Source organism: Providencia sp. 6390, assembly GCF_058148425.1.
On the sequence record NZ_JBYVYL010000003.1, the window covers coordinates 114,920 to 140,482 of the forward strand.

At 38.4% G+C, this 25,563-nt stretch carries 24 protein-coding genes; 6 read left to right on the forward strand and 18 right to left on the reverse strand.

Features of this window, described 5'->3' with window-relative positions:
* The gene (gene hcp, locus AC3Z9T_RS07925) at window positions 1-1,653 is read right to left on the reverse strand and encodes a hydroxylamine reductase (RefSeq protein WP_490125655.1); all 1,653 of its coding nucleotides are present in this window, start codon (window positions 1,651-1,653) and stop codon (window positions 1-3) included.
* Window positions 1,654-1,974: 321 nt separating this feature from the next.
* Here hcp and AC3Z9T_RS07930 point away from each other — a divergent pair, with 321 nt between their 5' ends.
* Window positions 1,975-3,069: a porin gene (locus AC3Z9T_RS07930; protein ID WP_490125656.1), complete on the forward strand. Its 1,095-nt coding sequence runs from the start codon at window positions 1,975-1,977 to the stop codon at window positions 3,067-3,069.
* 55 nt (window positions 3,070-3,124) lie between these two features.
* Here AC3Z9T_RS07930 and AC3Z9T_RS07935 read toward each other — a convergent pair whose 3' ends face one another.
* Genes AC3Z9T_RS07935 through AC3Z9T_RS07955 form a run of 5 tightly spaced genes read right to left on the reverse strand, consistent with a single transcriptional unit; the run spans window position 3,125 to window position 7,388 of the window.
* On the reverse strand, window positions 3,125-3,550 hold the full coding sequence (locus AC3Z9T_RS07935) for an NUDIX domain-containing protein (protein ID WP_490125657.1): 426 nt from the start codon (window positions 3,548-3,550) through the stop codon (window positions 3,125-3,127).
* A 14-nt stretch (window positions 3,551-3,564) separates the two neighbouring features.
* Window positions 3,565-4,824 (reverse strand): adenylosuccinate synthetase, encoded by a 1,260-nt coding sequence (locus AC3Z9T_RS07940; RefSeq protein ID WP_490125658.1) that lies wholly within the window; start codon window positions 4,822-4,824, stop codon window positions 3,565-3,567.
* Window positions 4,825-4,836: 12 nt separating this feature from the next.
* Window positions 4,837-5,490 (reverse strand): HAD family hydrolase, encoded by a 654-nt coding sequence (locus tag AC3Z9T_RS07945; RefSeq protein ID WP_490125659.1) that lies wholly within the window; start codon window positions 5,488-5,490, stop codon window positions 4,837-4,839.
* Between the two features lie 10 nt (window positions 5,491-5,500).
* Window positions 5,501-6,595 carry a phosphoribosyltransferase family protein gene (locus AC3Z9T_RS07950; protein ID WP_490125660.1) on the reverse strand — a complete coding sequence of 365 codons (1,095 nt, stop codon included), beginning with the start codon at window positions 6,593-6,595 and terminating at the stop codon, window positions 5,501-5,503.
* A gap of 25 nt (window positions 6,596-6,620) precedes the next feature.
* Window positions 6,621-7,388, reverse strand: a complete 768-nt coding sequence (locus AC3Z9T_RS07955; RefSeq protein WP_490125661.1) for a HisA/HisF-related TIM barrel protein — start codon at window positions 7,386-7,388, stop codon at window positions 6,621-6,623.
* Window positions 7,389-7,718: 330 nt separating this feature from the next.
* On the opposite strand from AC3Z9T_RS07955, the gene clcA reads away from it, so the two are divergent.
* The gene (clcA, locus tag AC3Z9T_RS07960; protein WP_490125662.1) at window positions 7,719-9,125 is read left to right on the forward strand and encodes a H(+)/Cl(-) exchange transporter ClcA; all 1,407 of its coding nucleotides are present in this window, start codon (window positions 7,719-7,721) and stop codon (window positions 9,123-9,125) included.
* Window positions 9,126-9,164: 39 nt separating this feature from the next.
* Here the strand turns inward: clcA and tehB are convergent, their stop codons facing one another.
* The 5 genes from tehB to AC3Z9T_RS07985 all read right to left on the reverse strand — a co-directional run bounded on the left by tehB (window position 9,165) and on the right by AC3Z9T_RS07985 (window position 13,817).
* The gene (gene tehB / locus AC3Z9T_RS07965) at window positions 9,165-10,052 is read right to left on the reverse strand and encodes an SAM-dependent methyltransferase TehB (protein WP_490125663.1); all 888 of its coding nucleotides are present in this window, start codon (window positions 10,050-10,052) and stop codon (window positions 9,165-9,167) included.
* A 113-nt stretch (window positions 10,053-10,165) separates the two neighbouring features.
* The gene (locus tag AC3Z9T_RS07970) at window positions 10,166-11,245 is read right to left on the reverse strand and encodes a linear amide C-N hydrolase (RefSeq protein ID WP_490125664.1); all 1,080 of its coding nucleotides are present in this window, start codon (window positions 11,243-11,245) and stop codon (window positions 10,166-10,168) included.
* A 409-nt stretch (window positions 11,246-11,654) separates the two neighbouring features.
* Window positions 11,655-12,464 carry a topoisomerase IV gene (locus AC3Z9T_RS07975; RefSeq protein ID WP_490125665.1) on the reverse strand — a complete coding sequence of 270 codons (810 nt, stop codon included), beginning with the start codon at window positions 12,462-12,464 and terminating at the stop codon, window positions 11,655-11,657.
* Window positions 12,465-12,666: 202 nt separating this feature from the next.
* Window positions 12,667-13,245, reverse strand: a complete 579-nt coding sequence (locus AC3Z9T_RS07980) for a YceI family protein (protein WP_490125666.1) — start codon at window positions 13,243-13,245, stop codon at window positions 12,667-12,669.
* A 14-nt stretch (window positions 13,246-13,259) separates the two neighbouring features.
* Window positions 13,260-13,817: a cytochrome b gene (locus AC3Z9T_RS07985; protein ID WP_490125667.1), complete on the reverse strand. Its 558-nt coding sequence runs from the start codon at window positions 13,815-13,817 to the stop codon at window positions 13,260-13,262.
* A gap of 415 nt (window positions 13,818-14,232) precedes the next feature.
* On the opposite strand from AC3Z9T_RS07985, the gene AC3Z9T_RS07990 reads away from it, so the two are divergent.
* Window positions 14,233-14,871, forward strand: coding sequence for a glutathione S-transferase family protein (locus tag AC3Z9T_RS07990; protein WP_490125668.1), 639 nt, complete (start codon window positions 14,233-14,235; stop codon window positions 14,869-14,871).
* Between the two features lie 139 nt (window positions 14,872-15,010).
* Here AC3Z9T_RS07990 and AC3Z9T_RS07995 read toward each other — a convergent pair whose 3' ends face one another.
* Window positions 15,011-15,628, reverse strand: a complete 618-nt coding sequence (locus AC3Z9T_RS07995) for a malonate decarboxylase holo-ACP synthase (RefSeq protein ID WP_490125669.1) — start codon at window positions 15,626-15,628, stop codon at window positions 15,011-15,013.
* 222 nt (window positions 15,629-15,850) lie between these two features.
* Between AC3Z9T_RS07995 and AC3Z9T_RS08000 the strand changes: the two genes are divergently transcribed.
* Window positions 15,851-16,819 carry an FUSC family protein gene (locus tag AC3Z9T_RS08000; RefSeq protein ID WP_490125670.1) on the forward strand — a complete coding sequence of 323 codons (969 nt, stop codon included), beginning with the start codon at window positions 15,851-15,853 and terminating at the stop codon, window positions 16,817-16,819.
* A 29-nt stretch (window positions 16,820-16,848) separates the two neighbouring features.
* Here the strand turns inward: AC3Z9T_RS08000 and AC3Z9T_RS08005 are convergent, their stop codons facing one another.
* Window positions 16,849-17,541 (reverse strand): DAPG hydrolase family protein, encoded by a 693-nt coding sequence (locus tag AC3Z9T_RS08005; protein WP_490125671.1) that lies wholly within the window; start codon window positions 17,539-17,541, stop codon window positions 16,849-16,851.
* A gap of 93 nt (window positions 17,542-17,634) precedes the next feature.
* On the opposite strand from AC3Z9T_RS08005, the gene AC3Z9T_RS08010 reads away from it, so the two are divergent.
* On the forward strand, window positions 17,635-18,267 hold the full coding sequence (locus tag AC3Z9T_RS08010; protein WP_490125672.1) for a TetR/AcrR family transcriptional regulator: 633 nt from the start codon (window positions 17,635-17,637) through the stop codon (window positions 18,265-18,267).
* Window positions 18,268-18,502: 235 nt separating this feature from the next.
* Window positions 18,503-19,144, forward strand: coding sequence for an NAD(P)-dependent oxidoreductase (locus tag AC3Z9T_RS08015; protein ID WP_490125673.1), 642 nt, complete (start codon window positions 18,503-18,505; stop codon window positions 19,142-19,144).
* A gap of 42 nt (window positions 19,145-19,186) precedes the next feature.
* Here the strand turns inward: AC3Z9T_RS08015 and AC3Z9T_RS08020 are convergent, their stop codons facing one another.
* The 5 genes from AC3Z9T_RS08020 to AC3Z9T_RS08040 form a co-directional block, all read right to left on the reverse strand.
* Window positions 19,187-20,299: a class II histone deacetylase gene (locus AC3Z9T_RS08020; protein ID WP_490125674.1), complete on the reverse strand. Its 1,113-nt coding sequence runs from the start codon at window positions 20,297-20,299 to the stop codon at window positions 19,187-19,189.
* A gap of 265 nt (window positions 20,300-20,564) precedes the next feature.
* On the reverse strand, window positions 20,565-21,398 hold the full coding sequence (iolB, locus tag AC3Z9T_RS08025) for a 5-deoxy-glucuronate isomerase (RefSeq protein ID WP_490125675.1): 834 nt from the start codon (window positions 21,396-21,398) through the stop codon (window positions 20,565-20,567).
* An 85-nt stretch (window positions 21,399-21,483) separates the two neighbouring features.
* The gene (iolE, locus tag AC3Z9T_RS08030; RefSeq protein WP_490125676.1) at window positions 21,484-22,377 is read right to left on the reverse strand and encodes a myo-inosose-2 dehydratase; all 894 of its coding nucleotides are present in this window, start codon (window positions 22,375-22,377) and stop codon (window positions 21,484-21,486) included.
* A 32-nt stretch (window positions 22,378-22,409) separates the two neighbouring features.
* The gene (locus tag AC3Z9T_RS08035) at window positions 22,410-24,314 is read right to left on the reverse strand and encodes a bifunctional 5-dehydro-2-deoxygluconokinase/5-dehydro-2-deoxyphosphogluconate aldolase (RefSeq protein WP_490125677.1); all 1,905 of its coding nucleotides are present in this window, start codon (window positions 24,312-24,314) and stop codon (window positions 22,410-22,412) included.
* 20 nt (window positions 24,315-24,334) lie between these two features.
* Window positions 24,335-25,468, reverse strand: coding sequence for a Gfo/Idh/MocA family protein (locus AC3Z9T_RS08040; protein WP_490125678.1), 1,134 nt, complete (start codon window positions 25,466-25,468; stop codon window positions 24,335-24,337).
* Window positions 25,469-25,563: the final 95 nt, after the last annotated feature.

Consider the following 25,563-nt stretch of genomic DNA (forward strand, 5'->3'; position numbering starts at 1 on the left):
TTACGCAGGCAAGATCTCAGCCAAATCTTGTTCAACAGTCGTAATACTGCGCATCCCAAATTTTTCATTTAGTACATTCAAGAGATTTTCAGTTAAAAAGCCAGGTGCAGTTGGGCCGGTGTAAATGTTTTTAACACCTAATGCTAATAGCGTTAGTAAAATAACAATCGCTTTCTGTTCAAACCAAGACAAGATCAGGCTGAGCGGCAAGTCATTTACACCACACCCCAATTTTTCTGCAAGATTAACTGCAAGCATAATGGCAGAATATGCATCATTGCATTGGCCAACATCTAATAAACGCGGTAAGCCTTCTAACGTACCGAAATCTAATTTATTGAATCGATATTTACCGCAAGCCAACGTCATAATTAAGCAGTCACTTGGTACACTGCGAGCAAAATCAGTGTAATAACTGCGTTCACCACGGCTCCCATCACAACCACCGACTAAAAATACGTGGCGTAGTTTTTTCTGTGAAACTAAATCAATAACAGTATCAGCTGCACTTAATAATGTTTGGCGGCCAAAACCAACTGTAATTTTGTGCTCTATTTCTGTGTATGGAAAACCATTCATTGATAACGCTTGAGCAATCATTTCAGAGAAATTATCTCCAGTTAAATGTTTTGCTCCAGGCCAACCAACAATGCTACGGGTCCAAATACGATCTTTATACTGCCCAACATCAGGGTCAATAATGCAGTTTGATGTCATAAGTACAGGGCCTGGAAATTTAGCAAACTCCACTTGCTGATTTTGCCAACCGCTACCGTAGTTCCCTACAAGGTGAGAATACTTTTTAAGTTCAGGGTAACCATGTGCAGGTAGCATTTCACCGTGTGTATAAATATTGATCCCAGTTCCTTCTGTCTGCTCTAGTAGCATTTTCAGATCTTTTAGATCATGTCCTGAAATAAGAATACATTTGCCTGCAACAGGACGCACATTCACTTCTGTAGGTACAGGATGACCAAATTCTCCCGTTTCACCTGCATCCAAAATTTCCATAACTTTGAAATTCATCATGCCAATCGCCATCGCGTTATCAAGCAGCTCATTCATATCTGCAGGTAATGTTCCGAGCCATGCCATTACTTGGTGGTACTGCGTATAAATTTCATTGTTATATTGTCCTAAAACATGAGCATGCTCCATATAAGCGGCAGCACCTTTTAGTCCATATAAACAAAGCATACGTAAACCATGGATATCCTCACCAACCTGCTCTTTATCAATATCTAATGAAAACTCCTCAGCTTGATTTTGCAGTGTTGCAATATCATTTCCCTTTAATTGAAGATTAATCAATGGGTGATTAAATACGATTGCCCCATTTTTAGCTTGGCATTGCTTAATTAATTTATCACGTAGATAAATAGCCTCTCGTGCATAACCAATAATGCGTTCCGAATCAAAGTTAACATTGGTTAGTGTCGAGAAAAATGCACGAGGAGCAAAACTATCTACATCATGATCGATAATCTCCAATTCACGTGCTACCACCGCGCTAGCGGATAAACTTTGTAGTACAGCAACTAATAAATCTTGCAGGTCAGATGTTTCAGCTGTTTTACCGCACATACCCTGCGCGTATGCACAGCCATTACCAGCTGGAGTTCTAATTGTTTGTTCACATTGCACACAGTACATGTTTATCGCCTCATAAGTTGCATTTGAAATACAACATTAAGATTAAACCTTTTTGATTAATAAGGAAGTGAGATTACAGACTATCAGCAGATTTATTGATCTAAATTAATATTCTCTTTTAATGAGAATCATTCACAGTTATCTACTTAATAAAATTAGATAAATTACTTTTATCAGCGTGCATTTAAAAATATCGACACAACCAGTCATCAAATTAATACTTGCATAATTTGATTTATTGAATTGATAATACCAACGCGCAACTTATTTAGCCGCGCAAAACATCACTTATTTAGTCAATAGTTTCAAGGATTTCTCATTATGAAGCGCAATATCCTTACAGTTACAATTCCAGTATTAATAGCTTCTGCCACCGCAAACGCAGCTGAAGTTTATAATAAGGACGGAAACAAATTTGATGTATATGGGCAAATTGATGTTCGACATTATTTTGCAGATGCCAAAAGCGGTGAAGATGGTGATGACTCAAGAGTTCGCCTTGGTTTTAAAGGTGACACACAAATTACAGATCAATTAATTGGCTTTGGGCGATTTGAGAGGGAAACGCCTACAAATAAATCAGAGAGTGATAACGAAACACAAAATCGTCTAGCCTACGCAGGTTTAAAATTTGCAGATTATGGTTCAATTGATTATGGCCGTAACTATGGTGTGATCTACGATACCAATGCTTGGACCGATGTATTACCGCTTTGGGGCGCTGATACCATGGATCAAGAAGATACCTTTATGATGGGGCGCAACCGAAATTTATTAACTTATCGAAATAATAATGCATTTGGCTATCTTGATGGGCTCAGTTTTACCTTGCAGTACCAAGGGAAAAATGGTGATCAAAATAAATCAACGGGTGAAAGTGTATTAGATAATAATGGGGATGGTTATGGCTTTTCAACAGCCTATGACCTTGGTTGGGGTATTTCGATCGGTGGCGGCTATGCAAACTCATCCCGTACACCAAGTCAAAATAACTCAACAACAGGCGCTACAGGCAAACGAGCTGAAGCATGGAACGTTGGCAGTAAATTAGAGCTTGATGATCTCTACTTGGCAGCAATGTACGGCCAAACTCTGAATACCACTCGCTTTGGTGATGATGACCATGAAACTACAGCCAATAAAACAGAGAACCTTGAATTAGTGGCGCTCTATTCATTCGATATAGGTTTAACTCCCTCTATTGGATATAACCAATCTAAAGGTAAAAACTTAGCTCGTTACGGTAGCAATGATTTAGTGAAATATGTTGCTGTAGGTGCAGCTTATGACTTTAATAAAAATATGTCTGCCGTTATCGATTACAAGATAAACTTGTTAAAAGATAATGAATTTACTCGTGATTACGGCATCAACACAGATAATGTGCTTGGTTTAGGTTTAATTTACCAATTCTAAAATAAATCATACATTCACCTCATTATAGAAATATGATGAGGTGAAATAAATTTACTTATAGGCGATAAGACATTATTACTGAACCATCACAATAAGCTTTGTTATCCTGCGATAACGGAATTAGCCAAGCTAAATTTGGAATAATATTTTTAGGTAATTGATCCACTGAGAACAAACGCACAACTTCTTTTTCAACTGTCTTTACCTGACTAAAATTTTCACTATAGGTGCAAAACATATACACACGATAGTTATTGGGGTTAGTTAAAATAAAAAAGCATCTCCAGTCTGTCAATTTCGTTATTACACCTGTTTCTTCAAGAAACTCTCGGCTCATAGCATGGCTAGCACTTTCCCGAGGCTCAATTTTCCCCCCCACGCCATTAAATTTTCCCTTTTGCCAATCAGGTTTATTTTTTTTTATCAGTACTACCTGCGAACCATCAGGTGAATACATAAAGCCTGTTACATAATTGATCATATTACTCACTCAATTCAGTCACAAATAATCGTTTTTTCTCTATCTGCACCATATGAAATATAACGAATTTTTTTATTTGTTTGCTCTTCAATAAAAGATAAAAAAACATTTAATGATTTTGGAAGTTGTGTTCTACTTTGATAGTATTCATTTAATAGGGGCCAGCCTGAAAATTTACGATATATTGGTTTCACTTCATCAAGGTTTAATAATGCAGTCTCACAGGAAACTGATTGGCCTTCTACCATATAGTCTACCGCAATATAGACATCCTCAAAGCCTGCCAATACGTCGACATTTGTTATTGCTAGTTCTGTAACACCATTAAGTTCTACCGCTTGTTTGACTAAATTTAAATCTAGCCAACCACATCGCCGTGGGCGCTTAGAAACTGTACCATATTCGTGCCCTTTTTCACGGAGTGTATCTGCAATTTCATTATGCAACTCCGTTGGAAATGGCCCATTTCCCACTCTTATCATATAAGCTTTCATAACACCTAGAATATGAATAGGAGAAATAGGGATCCCAATAACTGAAAAACAACTTTGAACTAATGTTTGATAAGCGACTGTATAAGGATAAGAACCGAATGCATTATCTAAAAATGTTGCCTGTGAGGTCTCAAGTAATACATCTTGGTTTTGATTGACTAGCTGACGAATTTTCCTATCAGTAAAAGATAGGAAAGGTTTTATATACTGACATTGTTCATACAGCAATTCAACCGTTTCTTCAAAATTTAAAGTTATCTTACCACTAAAGACATATTTGATTTGTCTTTCTCGTAATTGCCATAAAAAAGCTAATTTTTCTCTTAAACGATCTTTATCAAGCGCATCACATAGCCGGATTCCATGACGATTGGATTTATCTTCAAAACAAGCACCTATACCAACCCCAACTGATCCTATTTTTCTTTTACCTTTAAAATATTCAGATGCATGATTTAATGATGCATGAATAGGTAAAACAATATGACATCGATAGTCAATGAAAATAGAAGCATCCTGATATTTTCTTTTAACGCGTTCTATTTCACTAATTAAAATTTCAGGACTAATAAGTGCACCTTGGCAAACAAATAGATTACGATGATGCAAAGTAGCTGGCAGCTGAGAAAACGACTGACGTTGATTTTTAACTTGAACACTGTGCCCTGCATTTGCTCCACCATTGAACCTAGCAATATTGTTTATTTTTGTAGAAAGATAATCAACAAACTTGCCTTTTCCCTCATCTCCGAATTGTAATCCTATAACCGCATGTAACATATCCCCCCCTATTCAAATAATTTTCTCTGCTAATACTGCAGCTTCTACTAATGAATTAACAACATATGCACCTGTTGTTAATAGTTTTTCTTCACTATGTGTCCCTCCGGTATAAAGAATTGACTTAGCTCCAACATCAAATGCTGATAGTGCGTCATCAATAGCATCACCAATGACAATACAATCTAAAGGGGATATATTTAGTTTTTCAATATGCAATTCTAATTGCTTTGATTTCCCTGATTTCAATAATTTAGAGCATCTTCCATCAATTAAATTAAAATATTCACCTACCTGAGTATCATGTACACTTAAATCAAGATCATCTTGCTCCATTAGTGAGCAAACTGATTGAGTTAAATTTCTTTTTTTCTGATACTGTAAAGCATTGATAGCATCTTTACATAGTTTAGCTTTTTTGATTCCTGGTTTATAATAATAATTAAATATATTTCCAATATTCGTCCATTCATATTTTGTTGGGGTTCGCCCTAAGACACTACGATAAAAATCTTGAATTGGAATTGAATAATGTTGTCTATATTCATATAAAGTTAGTGGCTTAACACCTAAATGAATAAATACTTGATTGGCAGCAAAAAGCGAAACATTTACATCATCTAAAAGGGTACCATTCCAATCCCATATAATATGTGTATTTTTCATAATTCCTCTTTTATTTCGATAACTCTCTAAGTAAGATAAATTTTTCTAGCAATGCTAAAAAAACCTTCTCTTCTGGGAATACTTTATGCAATATTGATATGATCCCTGATGAATAGTCAACCCAATCTTTTGTTGAGATTCCAGAAATATTCAAACCGTTCTTTTCTTTGTTTTTTAATATATTAATAAATTCAAAATGCCTAAAGCACCATGGTGTTAATTCAGTGACATCATTTAGGCTAAATATTTTATCTTGATGCTTATATACCTGACATCTGAAAAATTTTTCCCAATGTAACTCCGTTGCATACGTTGAGACAGAACAATCAGTCACTGAATTTAAATATTGCTTGGCTTTATTTAGGGTCATTCCACTACCACAATTATCGTCAATCAATAATATATTCCCTGAATCTCCCCAATTTTTATATAGTGGTATTGGTTTATCTATATTTTTTTCATCATAATAAGAAACCTTTATTATACTAAGTGGTTTATTTAAATAACAACTTGCTATTGCTGCGCAACTAATTCCCCCCAATGCAATACCTACAACATAGTCATACTTATTCTTTAAACAACTTACTGATGTTAGAGAGATAAAATGGTTATCTGCTTCAATCTGTTCTCTTGGATATTTCACTCCTAAGCTAAATTCAATCGCAATACCCTCTAACTCATCTGTATATTTAGGCAAAGCATTTCCATGAAAAAAGTTTATAATTGTACTAGCACACCAATTAATGGCTTTAATATAGTTAGAAACAATATTATCAAAGCCATTATTAACCCCTATGATAAAATCCACTAAACGAACTAACTTAGAAAATATATGATCAACAATAACATATTTTATAACTCTTTCCGCTTCTACATAAGGAACCATCAAATATTTATTTTTCAATATTTTTATTTGATGAACAATTTGATTACAATTTAATTTATGATAATAGTTCTTCCCCCGGCTATTAAGCATACCGTTCTTATAATAAAACAACTCAGGTAAATATCTATATGCTTTATAAAATAGCTCATTATCTACAGGATAATATAATGCGCCTAATAGGCTTATATTTTCCATTTTAATAGAAAATAATTTTTCCATAAGTGCACTCTTAGTCAAGAATTAATCAAATTATCGCTAATACACTAGGTATATTTATTATTTCAATATGAAGTGCTTGCCCAAGTATAACCCCTTCAATACCTAGATTACGCATGCAAGATAACGTTCGAATATCGTCTAAAGATGAAACACCACCACCTGCAATAATGGGACTATCAGTTTTAGCGCAAACTTCTGTTAATAACTCAAAATTAGGTGTACTAAGCATCCCACCCTTTTCAACGTCAGTGACGACATAACGTAAACAACCTAACTGATTTAGTTTATCTAAAACGGGCCACAATACACTACCATTTTGTCCCCATCCTCGGCTTGTTAGATGGTAATCTCCATTAATTTGTTTAACATCTAAAGCTATCGCTATTTTATCGCCATATTCTTTAATCACCTTTTCACACCACGCCATATTTTCTAATATAGCAGTACCTATATTGACTCTCTCACATCCTAAATTCAATGCTCGTTCAAGCGTTCTGTCATCCCGTATACCACCGCACACTTGAGCATGAACTTGTGAGCTTAATATTGCCTCTTTCACTACTTGATAATTATCACCTTTACCTGCTGCAGCGTCTAAATCAACAATGTGTATCTTTTTTGCACCATCATCCTGCCACTTTTTAATGACTTCCGCTGGAGTTCCAAGAATGGACTTACTTATGTTAGATTGGTCACAAGCCTTTCCTAGCGTCATTTTTATCGCCGTTTGTGAAACCATCGCAAAACCAGATACGATATCAATTGATGGGTAAATATCGAGTGGAGTGCTCATGCTTACTCCTTATTGAAGCTAAATATAGGCATTAGATATTAAACACTGATTATTTAGCTTACAAACTCAATAAAGATCATTTTCTATTCATTATTATCGCTATTGAAATAACTTATACCCCATATACAAATAATTAGGCTTATCTGTGGCAGCACTTTAAAATAAAAATCATATTTCAATAGTTACAAAGTGCCTAAGTTTAATTTTCAATTCATTTTACTTCTTAAATAAAGTACCTATTTATATTTTTATGGTATGGTTTGCCTTATTCTTTGCTATGCTAGAATTATTGCCGTTTATCGTTAATCAAAAATAGAGAGTCATAAAGAGATGTCTGAACAAAGCCCTATTAGTCAATCCGCGATGAAGTACCGTTTCGGAATACTCAGACGATTAAAAGAATCCAATAAAACTCCGCTTGCAATCCTATTATTGGCCGCTTTGATTGGCGCATTTGTTGGTCTTGTAGGTTCTCTCTTTGAATTAGGTACGACATGGGTCAGTAACTATCGTAGTACTACAGTCAGTCAATATGTCACTGATCAATGGCTAATCATTCCAGCAATGTTTGCTGTATCGGCAATACTCGCCATGATCGGTTATTATCTGGTTAAAAAAATATCACCTGAGTCAGGTGGTTCTGGAATACCTGAAATTGAAGGTGCTTTACAAGATTTACGACCAGTGCGTTGGTGGCGAGTGATCCCTGTAAAGTTTTTTGGTGGGTTGGGCGCTTTAGGCTCAGGCATGGTACTTGGTCGTGAAGGACCAACTGTCCAGCTAGGGGCTAACATCAGTCAGATGTTTTATGATATTTTCCGCGTTAAAAATAATGAGTCGCGACATACCTTACTTGCTGCTGGCGCAGCAGCGGGTCTATCAACCGCCTTTAATGCGCCTCTTGCTGGTATTTTATTTGTTATCGAAGAAATGCGCCCTCAATTCAAATATAGTCTTGTTTCCATTAAAGCTGTGTTTATTGGCTCCATCACTTCAACCATCGTGTATCAATTAATCAGTGGCCAAGCAGCGATCTTAAATGTGGGTCATTTTTCATCTGCACCATTGAATACCCTCTGGCTCTATCTGATTTTAGGCATGTTATTTGGCGTTATCGGTATTTGTTTTAATAATTTCCTACTTTACTTACAGACCAAATTTCTCGCCTTCTATAAAGATAAAGTTTATAGATTTGTTTTAATGGGTGGGTTAATTGGTGGTTGTTGTGGAGCGATTGGTGTTTATATGCCAGAAATTGTGGGCGGCGGATTTTCAGTAATTCACCAAATGATGGCAGGAAGTTTTACTGTCACTATCCTACTGCTATTTTTTGCTCTGCGTTTTTTAACTTCGACAATTAGCTTTAGTTCTGGTGCACCGGGTGGAATTTTTTCACCTCTTCTCGCATTAGGTACGCTTTTTGGTGGAATTTATGGTTACTGCATACAAGAAATATTCCCTGACTATTCTATTGAAATCGGCACTTTCGCCATTGCAGGTATGGGGGCTTTATTTGCTGCAACAGTCCGAGCACCGCTAACAGGTTTAGTTTTAGTACTTGAAATGACTAGTAATTATCAACTGATTTTGCCAATGATTATTACTTGTTTAGGTGCGACTATGGTTGCACAGCTACTCGGCGGTAGACCGCTCTATTCAGTTTTATTAGAGAGAACGCTACAAAGAAGCGCACAACAAAAATCAAGTGACCAAGCAAAAGCAACAAACCAAGCTTAGCGATTAATTAACGGGATACTCACGTATCCCGCAATGATTTTATTTTTTCTTCGCAATCAACGTCGCAAAGTTAAGTTTGATACGGTTGCCATTCGCATCTGTTCGATGTAAATGCCCTGGATCTTCGTTGTATTTTAAGATATCCCAATCTTGATAATACTCTTTCAGCTCACCAGCTTTAAGAAAACATTTGAATGGGATCAAATCAAGTGGCGCATCAGCTGTTTCAACGGGGCAAACGATTAAATTAATACCACCAGCTAATGTATGCGCCTGCATATCAGCAATAACATTAGCAATGTTCTCTCGTTGTAAAAACATGAGCACAACCGTTGATATAATCAGATCATATTCACCTTTTATTTGATGACTATTGATATCATAAACAGCTGTCTTGATATTTTCGATCTCTGCTTGTTTTTTTACGAAATCGATAGCTTGAATATGTTGTGGATTGATATCTACAGCGGTTACATCATAACCTTTCAGCGCAAGATAAAAACTATTGCGACCTCGGCCTGAACCTAGATCAAGCGTTTTACCTGGTTGAGATAAGTTATTTTCACATAAAAATCTTACTTCCGAATGTGGAACGGTCAAACCATATTCTTTATAAAATTTAATATCTGGGTGACATAAAAAAGAAAGCTGACATTGCATATCATCACTACAGGCTGCAATACGATGCCAAACTTGTGGGGCAATAAGTGGCGGCTGATTATTCACATCAAATGTAAATTTTTGCTCACTACCATCATCAGCAAAAATGACAAAATCAAGTGTTCCTTTTAAAACACGAAGCTGAGCATAGGTATCTTCCTTCGTGTTATGTCTGTCTTGAAACATCAACGGGAGAGATACTTTATCCCATACTGGCATTGTTTTATAACAAACTAACTCATTCATACCATCACCTTTAAGTTGCATACTAAATGCATCTTATAGTTTTATTTAATACGCTGCAAAGATTTCATGATGTGATAAATACTGATTTGATTAAAATCAACCTTCTAGCAACCTAGAAGGTTGATCTAAAGAATTTAATAGCCTAGCTGCTTTGCAGATAGACCTAAAAAATCAAATGGCTTGCTATCAACATAGTCTTTGGTGGCGTCACCTGAAAAAATATGATCTTGCTCTACACCTAAATCTAATTTTTTAACTTTCCCAGTCTCTACTGAGAAATCAATTTTTTTCAGATCAGTCCAAAAAATGTTTGGTGTTAGCGCTGATTCAAAAAAGTAGAGTTGACGCTTGTGATCAACAAGAGTCCGCCAACGCGTTGATGAAATTTCAGGGGAATTTTCTGTTGTTAAACCATATGGAACTGAGACATTACGGATAACACCAAACACACTGGCTACAGCTTTATTTGGTGTTGTATGTTGTGGAATGGCATTAATATAGAACTGGGCTCGAGCAAACCTATCTGCTGAACGATTAGTCCCCGGTAACATGACAGTTCCACCAATTCCTTGCCAATATTCTTGCATTGCTAGCTGTTTTTCATAAATCGGCGAGTTTGTCATCACCTGATATTTACGGTTGTGGTGAATAACTTGCTTACCATCAATATATTCAATAATCGCACTATCACCGCTCGCATCAGATAATGATAAATGTAATGTCGCTAAACGGTCTTGCCCTGGCACGTTATCGGTCATGACGACTAAAGGCGTTTTCTCAAGTGCTTCTACAGCCTCAGCAACAGAAGCATAATTATCAAGCATATATTGTGCCCACAAAGAAATAGATAATGCAGGCTGCTTATTATCGGCTTGTGGATACTTAGATTCTGCTAACCATAAAAGATTCGCAACTAAGCCTTTTTCGTTAACACCATCGGTTGTAGAAATATCATAGCCAGAAGCAATCACACTGCCATACTTCGACTTCCACTTAAGGGAATTAGGCCCAGCAACACCATCTCTTTCCATACCGCGTGGAAATATCCATAAATTAGTCCCGATATCATATTTCCAGTCCATCGTTCTTGCTGTCATTGTTTGCTGATCATCACCTAAATAAACCACTCGGGTACAAGCTTGAGTGACGACAGAAGGAATATATACCGCGGCTGCTGTTAGCAGAGCAACCATACTTTTCTTAACAAATGACATCCTACCTCCTCAAGAAAATTCAAATTTATCATAATATTATAAAGATAAACTAATACAATATGTTAATTTTAATCAATTAAGAGACTTATCAGCTTACCCATAGAATTTAACACTGAAAGTATAGAAGAATTACTTAGCTTGCAAAGCGACTTGAAACATTCAATAACAATAAAACACTATTTTGACATCAAATGAGAGGAAGGAATAACCTGAGACCTATTAAAAATGGAGCCTTAGACTGCTGGCAAACGTATTATATACGACAACCACCGTTACGTTTTTTTGAAATGGCCTAGAAAAATCAATCTATTAGATTTCGGCTGATAACTCATGGAGGAGGAAACTACGCTTGTATCCCGCTCAGCCAACAATAGCAGGCCCCATTAAAAATGGAGCCTGCTATTTGCAACTATTGATTGGCACTTGAAAATAAGGATCTTAAAAAAGCTGCTTTTTGTTTATTATCAGGCATGGCAAGAATGTGGTCATAGAAACTAATAGAAATACGGCAAGTCAATGCAGGTTTTTGTTTCGCTTGCTCTAAATTTGCCAGTAATTGAGTTTCATTACCGTACTGTGTAGCCAGTTTCTCTTGCAGACTAGCTAAAATCGCCATCCGTTCTTCATTGGTTAGCATTGGCTGTTTTATATTCGCTTCGCTTGAAATAAGCAAGTCATTGGTTGCAGCTAATTGCTTAAGCAACATTGCATGGCTTTTCTGTGGTGGGATAACAGCCGCAGAATCACGTAAATAAGGAAATAGAGAGTAGAAACAAGTTTGCCCTGTCGGATCCGCATCTAATAACACTTTCAGATAGTCATTCACTTTATTTGTGAAGTTAATCACTGAATCATCCGTGGCATAAGGCATACGTTCAAGCACTAACTTCATAACGCTAGCAACGACTTGATCGAACATTTGTCGAGTCAGTAGCTCATTTGAAGGGTCATACTCACGCACAATTTGTTCAAGACTCTGATAAGCTTCAGGGCTCATTTTTTTAATCGTTTCAATAACAGGCATCTGCTTTTCTAATTTCGACAATGCTTCTGCTTGAGTCACGCTCAATGGTGCCGCTAAAATGTCTTCTTGAACTTCAGCATTTGTCTGTGTTGATAATGTATTATCATCTTTGCCTAACCAATAGAATCCGATAGCAAATGCAATAAAAATAACAACAACGATAAGTGCTGTTTTGCGTGAGTTTTTTGTCTCCAAGGGAATTACCTTTATAGCTAGATATCTGTCAATTTTTCAATTAGCACACTTCAATAAATTTAATTTATAGAAGCCATTTGATTTTAGACTCATTCTACCTTGTTATAAAGTTCTCAAGCTATAGGAAAAAGGGAAATTAATACCAATAAATACAAAAAGCCCTAATACACAATGTATTAGGGCTTATATCAATGAATAACGATTATTTGTCTTGAACGCCTTCAACGGAAATCAGCAATTCTGCTTCTTGTGATTTTGGCCCAAGATCAGATTTGATATTAAAATCTTTCAGCTTAATATTACCTTGGGCTTCAAAACCTGCACGGTAGCCGCCCCATGGATCTTTACCTTCACCCATTAGTTTTGCATCTAAAGTAATTGGTTTTGTGACACCATTTAAAGTGAAATCACCAGTGATCTTGTAAATTTCACCTTCTTTTTTCACTTCGGTTGACACAAATTTCGCTTCTGGGAATTTTGCTGCATTCAGGAAGTCACCGCTGCGCAAGTGTTTGTCACGCTCTGCATGGTTAGTATCAATACTGCCAGTTTTAATAGTGACTTCAACTTTATCTTTTGCAGGATCTTTTGCATCATAGGTAAAGCTACCATCAAAATCTTTAAAGCTACCGTAGACCCAGCTATAACCTAAATGTTGGATACGGAATTCGATAAATGCGTGCTGACCTTGTTTATCAAATTTATAGGTTTCTGCTAAAGCGGAACCTGCGGTTAAAAATAATGCTCCAGCAGCCAAACCAAGAACTGTTTTCTTAAACATATCTATCTCCACGTTTATTTATCAGGATTAAAACCCAACATTCTTTTTAAAGTAATATCACCATCAAAGAAGTGATGTTTAAATGCCGCAAAGGCATGCAAAATTGATAACAAAACAACGGCCCAAGCTAAGTACAGATGAATATCACCTGCGGTATCAGCCTGCGTTGCTGCACCAGTAAATAAAGCAGGTACTTCGAACCACCCAAAGACACTAATTGGCTGGCCATCAGCAGTTGAAATTAAATATCCACTGATCAAAATACTAAATAAGATGATGTAAATGAGAATTTGTGCAATTGCTGAACTTAATTTAGTTAAGCGGCTATAACTCTCAAGAGGTTTAGGGGGTGGCGAAATTAAACGCCAAACCACACGAAAGACCATAACGATAAATAATAAAATACCTATACTTTTATGAATTTCGGGAGCTTGGTGATACCAGCTATCATAATAACCAAGTGTCACCATCCATAAACCTAATGCGAACATTCCATATACGACGATCGCAACCAACCAATGTACGAGCAGAGAAATATGCCCATAACGTGTGGCACTGTTTTTCCATTGCATATAAATAACCTTATAAATTAAAAGGTAATTGAGTGTTTTAATAAACTACTGCAATCATAAGGGTAATCGATAATTATTCCTATCCCTAACTTAAACAAATATTTTGTTGAAGATATTCAAATACAATCACTGTTTTCAAGATTTTATATAAATAATGATTTGTCGAGCTTAAAATATTCAATATTAATAAAAGTATCTTCAGTTTTTGTAAGTAAACGAAACTATTTATTTTTATTACTCTTACTACAATTAATATTTTGGTTATATCTTATAATTAAAAAATATAGACTATTAATCATTCTTTTGTAAAAAAAACATTTGTAGACCCACTAAAACACCTTTAGATTGTTAAATTCGTATCACTTTTGTTCTCGTTTCTCATTCTCAGACCTATCACGCTACGGAGCATGTGACTATGTACAAACTTTGGATAGCCAATAAAAATTACTCCTCTTGGTCTTTACGTCCTTGGATCCTACTGAAAGCACTTAATATTCCTTTTGATGAAAATATCTGCTATTTCGAGGTGGGAATTGGAAAAAGTAGCCATGACAAATTTAAAAACTTTTCTCCATCTGGCTTAGTTCCCTGTTTAGTCGATGGAAAACAAACCATTTGGGATTCTCTAGCGATTAGCGAATATTTATATGAAGAGCACCCACAAGTTTGGCCTACAAATAAAAGTGCACGTGCTTGGGCCAGATGCGCTAGCGCAGAAATGCATTCTGGTTTTTCGACGCTTCGCCAAACCTGCCCAATGGATCTCACTCGACAAGCCCCTCTTGAAAAAATATCAAGGGAATTACAGGCTGACCTTAATCGTCTTCAACAATTATGGCAGGAAGGTTTTACCACTTTTGGCGGACCTTGGCTGGCCGGAGCACAATTTACTGCTGTCGATGCATTCTTCGCACCGGTTGCATTTAGAATTCGTAGCTATCAATTACCTGTGAGTAATGCAGCTCAACAATGGGTTGATCGCATGATCGCTCTACCTGCCATGCAAGAGTGGTATCGCTCAGCGCTCGAAGAACCGTTAGTCGAACACATTTAATGATTTCGATTTGCTAGCAAAGCGGAATAAAATCACTTGATTCTCCCCCGCTTTGTTAGCGATTGTGATATGAAAAAATCACCTGCACGTGCATCAAAATTATTTTTAAGCAATTTGACTAAGTTTGCAGCATTCCCAATTATAAATTAGCATCCCATGGATCAGCAGTTATCACATCGCCTTGTGGTGTATGTAAAGTCACTTTATCGTTTTTAAACCACTCCGCCAGTGAAAAGCCGCCTTTTGGTGTTTCTACATGAATATCAATACGGCATAACGGTGTATTCGCTTTAATCGCAAACTCAGCAAAATCTTCTTTTTTATGCGCTGTTGGACAACGAATAACAACATCCAAATCGCCATCTGATAGCATACTTTGAATATCAGTCACCAATGTATAAGCGCAACTCCCTGTCACCGCCCATTTCCATGGCCAATTATGTTGTGAAAGCAATAGCAGAACTTGTACTGGCGGTAGTACAATAAACATTGAACGCTGTAGCTCGCGCGAATTGCTGACAAGGGACTCAACATCCATAATATGTGTGATGGATGATTTATCAATCTGCGTAACAAAACGTTGTGTTGGCTTAATACCTCGGATCCCAACCGCAAGCTTATTTTCTGTGGTAGCATCTCGACGCACAACTAATGGCAATTGTTTATTCCATTGTGAGATCACCCACTCAGGTAATGTTTCCACAGGTAAATCATCAAGGCTATTGATCCAAACAAAATCATGTGGCTGCACTTGCATTATATGTTCCTTGTTTTCAATCTAATTGCATGCTCTAGGCTAAGCTTATTATGCATTTTTAGGTCACAAAAAAATACCATTCAACACATTTACGCAAAAGCGATGACTTATTGTTTATTTTCAAGCGATTTGATTGATTCTGAACGATAATTTTATAATTATGTTAGTATAAAATCATCTTAATAAATAATAACTTATAAAACCTATTGCGAGCATCTTTTTATGAGGAAAATTCCAGCAATCAATGACGGGCTCATGTTTAGTGGCTGTATGCTGCTAAGTGCTTTAGTCGCATTTGCCATCATGGATGTACAAGCTTCTATGTGGGCGGCGTTCTCAACTTTATATGCATTTAACCTATTTAATGCAGCTAAAGAATACAAAAATTATTTTTATACTGCTTTTTGGCTTGCCATGATCCTCGTGGCTATTTTTATCGGTGACACTCTACGCTTAGGTACAGCCTTCTATATTTACCTTGCAGTCTTTTCTTTTGTTTATTATCAGCTTTACGGTACTGACCCTGTTATGGATCTGACAATGAAATTTATGATTATCATGTCAACCATTGGCACTATCTTGCCTGATATTTCTAAAAGCTTAGCATTTGGGTTTATTATTGGCAGCAGTGTTACCTTAATGGCCTGTTACCTTCTGAGTAAAAAAATGCACCGCCGCTCCATTATTACGGGAAGTCTAGTTGAGCAAAATTTATTTACTTTGCGTAAGCACATCATTCCCCGTGCAATGACCTATGCTATTGGACTGATGCTGTCATTAACCATCCCACTGATGCTTGGCTTAGGACATTTCTATTGGACACTGCTTACCTTTGTATTTGTATTGCATCCAAAGTCACAGAGTATTATTCAAATCACCTTACAGCGTGTTGCCGGAAGCTTACTCTCTGTTTTACTACTTTATTTCCTCTTTAATACCCCTTTGATGCCTTATATCGGGTTAGCAGCAATTGTTGTCTTCGCATTTCTCATGCCAATGAGCTTCCATCATGGTTATACCTTTATGACATTTATTGTCACGAGTTTGATTCTCTCAGTGCTTGAACAAGTTATTTATTGGCGACATCCCGCCTATGTATTGTTATTCGATAGAGTGTTAGAAACTGCATTGGGTGGAGCGATTGCAATCGTTACTAGTATTATTCTCAAACTATTTAGAGATGCAAAATAGCTTGAATTAGCCCTTCCGGGCTAATTCATTCACCATGGAAGTGGTGCTTTTTCGCCATTACCGTGCTCACCATAGTAGAGTGATGGTAATAAACGTGAAAGATAGCTAAATTCATTATAACAATGGCGCATTAGCCCAAAGCCGATTTCATCAGGTAACTTCGATTCAGGTTCAGCGAGTGAAGCCCCAAATACAAAGCGACTACGTAGAACACAGCCAAACTCAGTATCACGCGCTAAATGCATCATTTTACCATCAATCGGGAACCCATCAGCGTCCATAATTATGTTCTCACCAAAACCGATAGAAGCACATATTACCGCTGAAATATGATGATTTTCTATCGCGTGAGATAACTTTTCTGCATCAAAAAAATCGCTTGGTTGCCTAAATTTCAATTTAGCCGCAACAGGAGGAATATCACCTAAGGATTCAACGGCATGAATTGAAGCACCAATATAGCTGTGCCCTTTAATCCACTTGTCATCCCACCCTCTATGTTCAACATGATCATGTGGATGCCACCAGCGAATATGCTGTGTTGTCTCAAAAAAAGTGAACCACCACTCCAACATCCTGCCTTTACATCCATGTAAGTCCGTTCTGACTGCGACGGTTAATAAACCTTGATCATCTCGCTCAATGCCCATTTCCATCCGCAAAGGCGCTGGTAACAACAATTGATTGATATCTTCTACTGCCCAAGTTTTGCACTTTTTCATTTTACCACTCATTTAGGAAACGTAATTTGTTTCCTAAATATAATTGGTGTAAAATAAGACAATGTCAATAATAAAAATAGCGAGTCGCAATTTATGTCTAATAGCAAATTGGTCCGAGGCCGCCCTAGCGTGCCAGAAGAAATATTAAAAGAAAAAATCACTCAAGCAGCTCTAACTTTGCTTATTGAACAAGGTTATCCAGCAACAACGATTGACAACATCGCCAAGCAGGCTGGAGTCGCGAAAAAGACGATTTATCGATTTGTAGATAACCGCGAAAGCTTAATTGAGTTAGTTGTTTTAAGTTGGACTGACAGTTTTGTTCCCTTATTTGAACAAACCGCTTCAAACCCCGATGAATTTTTTGAATTACTGACTACAAACTTGCAGGCTATCGCCCAAAAAGTGCTAACTCCTGAAGCTGTCGGTTTATTTAAATTATTACAAACTGAATTTAGCCAACGTGATGTGTTACTCGATAAATATCAAAAAAGTGGGATTGAGAGGAGTCGAGCTCTATTGCAAGATTGGTTAAATAAACACCATCAACAACATATTATTGCCAAACAAGATTTTTCTGTGATCAGTGATTTTATCCTATCGATGGCAATTGCGGAGCCATTGCGCCAAATGGCATTAGGGTTACTCACAACTGAAAATAATACTGATTTAAAACTGCGTATTGAGCAAGTTGTCAATTTTTGCAAACCCGCGTTGTTGCAATAACGTTCTTCTTTGCGAAGCGGCTCGTAATGAAGAGTAAATTCCACTACGTTGATTAACATTACGTTATACTCAGAGAGAACTCGCTAAAAATATGACTAATTAAAGTTACATAACTGAATGAAATACTCCCCATCATTCAAGGTACAGTTAGGTAAAAAACCTTAGACTCATCATTGGGTTAACCTAACACCGTGGTGCGAGTGATGATGAGTATAATTAACTTGCGGAGCAAACAATGAAAATATCCATTATTGGAGCAACTGGTTTTGTAGGCAAGGCACTCGTTAATGAAGCACTGCTTCGTCATCATCAAGTTACGGCTATTTCTCGCCATAGCAATCAACTCCCACAACATGCCCATTTAATTACTGCTGCTGGGGATATTACTGACACCTCTTGGCTAACGGCTCGCTTAAGAGGACAAGATATTGTGATCAGTGCCTTCAATGGCGGTTGGCAAAATCCTAACTTATACCAAGATACCGTGACAGGTAACCAAGCTATCTTACATGCCGTTCAACAGTCAGGTGTTAAACGCTTTATTGTTGTTGGTGGTGCTGGTAGCCTTGAAATAGCACCGGGGATTGATTTGATTGATTCACCTGATTTCCCTGCAGCTATCAAACCTGGTGCACAAGCGGTCAGGGAGTTAAAGCAAACCTTACAGACTATACAGGATCTTGATTGGACGTTTGTCTCCCCTGCCGCAGTACTTGAATCAGGAGAACGGACAGAAACGTTTAGAATTGCAGGCAATCAACTGCTAATGAATGGTAATGTTCCCGCTAAGATCTCAGTGGAAGATCTTGCTGTCGCCATTCTTGATGAAGCTGAGAAGCCCAAATTTATTCGCAAACAATTCACAGCAGCTTACTAATCAATGTGGTTTGCTCCTAGGAGCAAACCGCTTTCACTCTCACTATAAACCAAACTTGCCTTTTAGCTTATCCAACATTTGTTGTTGAAAGAGCTCAAATTCAGCTTTCGGTTGCTGTAAGCCAATAAAATCTAATAGTGGATCTTCAACTTCAGTTCGAATGCCCACCATTTCTTCAATCACCGCTAATCCACAAAATGGCACATAAGCTTCCGAGTAGCCACCTTCATGAACGATAACCAGTTTTCCATCACATAATCTATCCGCTGCATCCATAACCAATTGGGTCATTTCACGAAAACTTTCGCTATGTAGCTGCATTCTCGCAAGTGGATCTAATGCATTTGCATCATAGCCACTAGCAACAATAATCAATTCAGGTTTGAAGCGTTCTAAGGCAGGTATAACAATCTGTTTCATTGCATAGATATAGCTATTATGGCCTGCACCAGCGAGTAATGGGATATTTAAGTTATATCCTTCACCTTCACCACCACCAATATCATCTTCACCGCTATACCCAGGAGGAAAGCACCCATCTTGATGCAAAGAAATGGTTAAAACATCTGAGCGATCCCAAAAAATATGTTGAGTTCCGTTTCCATGGTGAACATCCCAATCAATAACAGCAACACGCTGTAAATTAAATTGTTGTTTTGCCCGCTCAATGGCTAATGGAATGTTAGCAAGGAAACAAAATCCCATTGACTCATCAGGTAAGCAATGATGTCCCGGTGGTCGAGAAAGACTATATGCATTATCCAATTCACCACTAAGTACCGCATCAACAGCAGCACAGGCTAACCCAACTGATAACTTAGCAATTTCATAGCTACCCGGCCCTAAAGGGGCTTCTTTGCCTAATAGCCCACCGCCATTATCGCTAACTAGTTTAAAACGAGTGAGATACTCTTGCGGGTGGATTTTAAGAAGCGTTTCTTCACTTGCAGGTTCAGCAGAAGATAAAACAAGAGAACGGCTTAGCCCTGAAACATCCATTAGGCTCTTAAGTCGCCTTTTGGTTTCAGGGGATTCCGCATGTGAGGCTCCTGCTGGAGGCTGCACCCAACCGCCGACGGGTAACGTTGTTGCATGTAAGCCAGTACTGTGCCAAAAACAATGCTCATCAAAGAAAAAACCTGTTTTATGCTTCATTCCTACCCCACTCATCATGTTTTGTTTACATAAAATTAACACAATGAACACATTCAAACAGATTAACATGTTAATAATGTGATTGGCGTAAAATTAAAAATGCATTAACTGCATTGGTAGCTAGTAAAATCCAATACTATTAATATGGAAATAAAAAAGCCAGCAACGAATTGCTGGCAAAGTCTAGATAACAGATTTTGGTTTTGGTTTCGGTCTATACTCTCAATAATTCAAGGTACAACTTGAAGTATGATGAGTATCAATACTACTTTTCATCACGATGCTTGGCGGCATACACTTCACTGTTTACCCAATTATGATCTTTCTCCCACGTAAAGAGCCATTTACGTGTTGGTCCAGCCATAACATTCAAGTAATAGTTATCGTATCCTGCCATTGTTGCCATTGGATGGTAGCCCTTTGGCACCATTACCACGTCTTTATTATAAACAGCCATACACTCATCTAATTCACGATCATCGGTGTAGACGCGCTGCATACAAAAACCTTGTGATGGGTTAAGACGATGGTAATAGGTCTCTTCCAGATAAGTTTCCGCAGGTTCATTATCAGTATCATGCTTATGACTTGGATAGGAACTGGTGCACCCCTCATCTGTAAACACTTCAACCACTAGCAAGCTATCTGCTGATTTATTATCCGGAAGGATGTTATGAACATAGCGTTTATTGTTCCCGTGACCACGTTGCTCAGCATCGATATCTTCAGGCCCAATCAAACGCGTTGGGTAAGTACCTTTACCTTTCGCTTGGCATACCGCTAATTCCAATGCTGTTTCAGCTGTCACTTCAATCGCTTCTTGTGCTGTCACATAAACGGCATAGGGCTTTTTGCGCTCAAAAGGATCCATGCGATCACCGATATTGGAAAATGTTTGCTTTGGTGTTTTGACTGTCGCTTTACCAGCAAATAACACTAAGCACACTTCATTCTCAGATGCAGGCAAGGAAATAGATTCACCCTGTTTTAGTTCATACGCATCAAAGTGAACATACCCCCATTTGGCTGATTCAGGCGTAATATGCTGTGTACGCTTCTGCTCATCTGGCGAATGATACTTTGATAATAATTTAGACATATCGCTTACCTCGGCCTCTAACAGAACATTTTAAGCTGCGGCTGTATGCCGCAACTCAAATTACTGACTTCACTACCACTGTGACTTAAATCAGACCTGCATCTTTGGCAAATTTATGCAGGTTATTATAGCCCAGTGTTGCATAAGTTAATGGGTGAGCAATAGCAGGATCCTGCTCTGCTTCAACCACTAGCCATCCATTTTCATATTGGCTATTTTTTAATACTTTAAATACCGCAGGATAATCGACACAACCATCACCAGGAACGGTAAATACCCCTGCCAATACCGCATTCAAGAAACTTGTTTTGCGATTCTTCACATCTTGCAGTACATCAGCACGGACGTCTTTACAGTGAACATGGTTGATACGTTTTGCCCAACGTTTAGCAACTTCAACAGGATCTGCGCCAGCAAATGTTAAGTGCCCTGTATCTAGCAGTAAGCCCACTTCATCACCAGTATATTTCATTAAATTATCAACATCTTCTGCGGATTCAATCACTGTTCCCATATGGTGGTGATAAGCAATTTGTACGCCTTGTGACAAGGTGTACTTCGCGAATTCAGTCAGTTTTTTACCGTACTCTTCCCACTGATCTGCGGGGAAAAGTGGACGCATATGAACAGGTTTATCTTGATCGCCATGAATACAGTTGGTCACTTCAGCGAATACCATTACTTTTGCACCTAAATCACGCAATAATGCCAAGTGGCCTTGAACAGCTTCAATTTCCTCTTCGACGCTGCGAGTCAGTAACTCACCTGAATACCAGCCAGAAACTAATTTAAGATCATGTTGTTCTAAAATTGGCCCTAATATTTCTGCTTTACGTGGAAATTTATTACCTAACTCAAAACCGACAAACCCTGCCTGACGGCCTTCAGTTAAACATGTTTCTAACGGCGTTTCTGCGCCGAGTGTTGGTAAATCATCATTGGTCCATGTCAAAGGGTTAATACCAAGTTGGATTGCCATGATGAAGCTCCTGTGTATAGGTAAGAGTAATATTATTTACGTTGACGCCATAAGGCGATCAGACCGTGGTAATTGGTTTTAATTGCTTGAACTAACGCATCATCATCAAGTTCACCCTTCATCCATGCTAATGATGGTTTACCAAATAATGTGCGGCCAACTGCAAACCCTTTTACAACGGATTTCCCAGCAGCGGCATTGAAACCTGCTTCTAATTCAGCTTGTGGTGCATCTAGGCCCAGTAAAACAACACCGCGGCAATACGGGTCACGCTCTTGGATCAGCGCATCGACTACATCCCAATTTTCAGCTCGCAGTGGTGGTAGCTTCCACCAATCAGGCTTGATACCTAAGTTATAGAAACGTTTGATTGCACGTAGATAGAGCTCATCATTACGCTCCATATCTGCTGGCAAAATGATTTCAAGTAATAACTCATGTCCAGATTGGCAACATGCGTTATAGACTTCTTGAACTGTTTTTTCCTGCTCTAAGCGCAATGGGTGATTGTCTTCTGGATGGAAGAAAACTAAACATTTCACAATGTGCTCTTTTGGCCAGCTAACTAGCTGTGAACCAATATTGCCATGCTCTAAACAAAGTGGTCGAGAAGCAGGCAATTCAATCGGCCGACCAATCCACCAACCTCTGCCAGTAACATCATTCAGCACATCTTGACCGAAAGTACTGTCGCACAATAACCCTGCTTTGCCTTGTAACCCTGCTTCTTCAGCAACTTCACGGCTAGCACGGAATATCAGTTTTTTCAGGTAAGGAATACATGAAATATCTGCGCCAGCGGTTCTTGCCATATCAACAAATTGAATACGATGGTCGAAAGCCATTACACACAGCTCTTCCCATTGTGTTCCACGCGTTGTCACACGATGCAAATGATTCAACATGGGGTCTAAGTCTGGACGAGGCACTGCTGCCGCACGCTCAAGATAGTTATCTAACTCAACTTTACTTGGCATAGCTGGCGCACAACCATGGCGCGATACCACGAGAGCACCACAGGCATTTGCATAAGCACATGCTTTTTCCCAACCTTCGCCATTCAGATAGCCGCGCAGTAAACCTGACATAAAGGCATCACCAGCACCTAATACGTTGAGCACTTCAACACGCACACCTTTTACGGTAATTCCTTCGTCTAATGTTTCAGGAATAGCTTTAGTAAATACTGAACATCCCAGTGCACCACGCTTACAAACTAATTCCGCATCAGTCAATTGACGTACATTTTTTAGTGCCTGAATAGTATCCGTCGAGCCACCAGCAATATGGAATTCTTCTTCTGTACCCACAATCAGATCAAATAGTGACAATACTTCTTGTAGCTGTTCCGTCACTTTATCTGATTCAATAAAACGGGTTTCACCATCACCTAAAGAAGTCAGTCCCCAAAGTACTGGGCGATAATCAATATCAATCGCTGTTTTAACACCATTCTTCTTCGCGTATTCCAACGCCTTTAACACTGCGGAACGTGTTTTAGGGTGAGATAAATGCGTTCCAGTGATCGCTAAGCAACGCGCTGAAGCGATAAAATCTTCGCTGAAATCATCCGCCGTGATCGCCATATCTGCACAGTTTTCACGATAGAAAATCAATGGAAATGTATCTTCGTCTTTAATACCTAAAATCACTAAACCTGTTAATCTGTCTTTATCAGTGATCAGATGACTAGTGTCACAACCAACACGTTGCAGCTCTTCACGAATAAAGCGCCCCATGTGCTCATCACCAACTCGAGCTAGCATTGATGATTTCAATCCTTGTATTGCAGTACCGTATGCAACGTTACCTGACGAACCACCTAAGTACTTAGCAAAACTACTCATATCTTCTAGACGCGAACCTATCTGCTGCCCATAAAGGTCAACGGCAATACGCCCCATGCAGATAACATCTAATTCCTTCTGCTTATCCATTAATCACCTCTTAAACAGAATTAATTGATTTCAGTAACTTTAACCCAACGCTGTTCTTCATAAGAACGTGCGATGGCATCAAGAATGCGTGACACTTTCCAACCTTCTTCGAAGTCAGGCCACATATTTTCATCCATTGCGACACCATCAATTAAATCGCGGATTTCAACTGTTTTTTGGTCGTTAAACCCAATACCGTGCCCCGCACCATTACAGAATGGCGCATAGTCTGGATGCTCAGGGCCCACTAAAATGGTTTTAAAACCTTGGCGGTTGCTTGGTTCATCGTGTCGATACAGTTTCAATTCAGCCATGCGTTCTTGAGTGAAAGACAAGGTGCCTTTTGTGCCAGTCACAACATAGGTAAGCCCCATTTTGCGACCTGAAGCAATCCGAGAGGTTTCAATCACGCCCATCGCCCCACCAGCAAAACGTACCATCGCATGTGCCTGATCTTCATTTTCAACATCAACCATGACAGAAGAACCTGTCTTTTCGGGACGTTGCTTAATGACAATTTCCATATCACCACATACTGTTTCAATATCGCCGACTAAGAATTGAGCCATATTAATAATATGGGCTGATAAATCACCAAGAGCCCCTAAGCCTGCTTTATCTTTGAAGCAGTGCCAATGAATTGGCGCTTTAGGATCCGCCATATAGTCTTCATTATGAGTGCCATAGAAATGGATAACGTCACCTATTTCGCCATTGGCAATAATTTCTTTTGCTAATTGCGCGGTTGGGTTTTTCATGTAGTTAAATCCAACCAGTGTTTTTACGCCTGCTTTTGCAGCTGCCGCGACCATTTCTTTAGCATCTTGCGAATTCAATGCTAATGGTTTTTCGCAATAAACATGTTTACCTTGCTTTATGGCTTCCATAGCCATTTCTTTATGTAGAAAGTTTGGTGAACAAATATCAACAACATCAATATTTGGATCAGCCACCAATTTACGCCAGTCATCGGTTGAACGATTAAAGCCCATCTCCTTTGCACGAGCTTCGGCTAACTCGGGGGTAATTTCCGCAATCATTTCACGAACAAGCTTACCTTTTAATGGGAAAACGGTTGGTGCCTGAGCATAAGCAATCGCATGAGCGCGACCGATATAACCAGTACCTATCATGCCAATACGGATTTCTTTCATTCTGTACTCTCCCTTCGTGCAGCTTATCTTATGTAGCGCAAGCTCAGCCGATGTCTGTGCCTGATGTTTTTATTTGATACTGATGTTATACGGAA

Coding starts and splice junctions, on each gene's coding strand:
- AC3Z9T_RS07935 (WP_490125657.1), bottom strand. CDS start 3,550: ATGATCAATTATGTAACAGGCTTTATGTATTCACCTGATGGTTCGCAG.
- AC3Z9T_RS08010 (WP_490125672.1), top strand. CDS start 17,635: ATGTCTAATAGCAAATTGGTCCGAGGCCGCCCTAGCGTGCCAGAAGAA.
- AC3Z9T_RS08005 (WP_490125671.1), bottom strand. CDS start 17,541: ATGAAAAAGTGCAAAACTTGGGCAGTAGAAGATATCAATCAATTGTTG.
- AC3Z9T_RS08020 (WP_490125674.1), bottom strand. CDS start 20,299: ATGAAGCATAAAACAGGTTTTTTCTTTGATGAGCATTGTTTTTGGCAC.
- AC3Z9T_RS07970 (WP_490125664.1), bottom strand. CDS start 11,245: ATGTCATTTGTTAAGAAAAGTATGGTTGCTCTGCTAACAGCAGCCGCG.
- iolE (WP_490125676.1), bottom strand. CDS start 22,377: ATGGCAATCCAACTTGGTATTAACCCTTTGACATGGACCAATGATGAT.
- AC3Z9T_RS08015 (WP_490125673.1), top strand. CDS start 18,503: ATGAAAATATCCATTATTGGAGCAACTGGTTTTGTAGGCAAGGCACTC.
- AC3Z9T_RS07930 (WP_490125656.1), top strand. CDS start 1,975: ATGAAGCGCAATATCCTTACAGTTACAATTCCAGTATTAATAGCTTCT.
- iolB (WP_490125675.1), bottom strand. CDS start 21,398: ATGTCTAAATTATTATCAAAGTATCATTCGCCAGATGAGCAGAAGCGT.
- AC3Z9T_RS07990 (WP_490125668.1), top strand. CDS start 14,233: ATGTACAAACTTTGGATAGCCAATAAAAATTACTCCTCTTGGTCTTTA.
- AC3Z9T_RS07940 (WP_490125658.1), bottom strand. CDS start 4,824: ATGTTACATGCGGTTATAGGATTACAATTCGGAGATGAGGGAAAAGGC.
- AC3Z9T_RS07980 (WP_490125666.1), bottom strand. CDS start 13,245: ATGTTTAAGAAAACAGTTCTTGGTTTGGCTGCTGGAGCATTATTTTTA.
- AC3Z9T_RS07950 (WP_490125660.1), bottom strand. CDS start 6,595: ATGGAAAAATTATTTTCTATTAAAATGGAAAATATAAGCCTATTAGGC.
- tehB (WP_490125663.1), bottom strand. CDS start 10,052: ATGCAACTTAAAGGTGATGGTATGAATGAGTTAGTTTGTTATAAAACA.
- AC3Z9T_RS08000 (WP_490125670.1), top strand. CDS start 15,851: ATGAGGAAAATTCCAGCAATCAATGACGGGCTCATGTTTAGTGGCTGT.
- AC3Z9T_RS08035 (WP_490125677.1), bottom strand. CDS start 24,314: ATGGATAAGCAGAAGGAATTAGATGTTATCTGCATGGGGCGTATTGCC.
- AC3Z9T_RS07995 (WP_490125669.1), bottom strand. CDS start 15,628: ATGCAAGTGCAGCCACATGATTTTGTTTGGATCAATAGCCTTGATGAT.
- hcp (WP_490125655.1), bottom strand. CDS start 1,653: ATGTACTGTGTGCAATGTGAACAAACAATTAGAACTCCAGCTGGTAAT.
- AC3Z9T_RS07985 (WP_490125667.1), bottom strand. CDS start 13,817: ATGCAATGGAAAAACAGTGCCACACGTTATGGGCATATTTCTCTGCTC.
- AC3Z9T_RS07955 (WP_490125661.1), bottom strand. CDS start 7,388: ATGAGCACTCCACTCGATATTTACCCATCAATTGATATCGTATCTGGT.
- AC3Z9T_RS08040 (WP_490125678.1), bottom strand. CDS start 25,468: ATGAAAGAAATCCGTATTGGCATGATAGGTACTGGTTATATCGGTCGC.
- clcA (WP_490125662.1), top strand. CDS start 7,719: ATGTCTGAACAAAGCCCTATTAGTCAATCCGCGATGAAGTACCGTTTC.
- AC3Z9T_RS07945 (WP_490125659.1), bottom strand. CDS start 5,490: ATGAAAAATACACATATTATATGGGATTGGAATGGTACCCTTTTAGAT.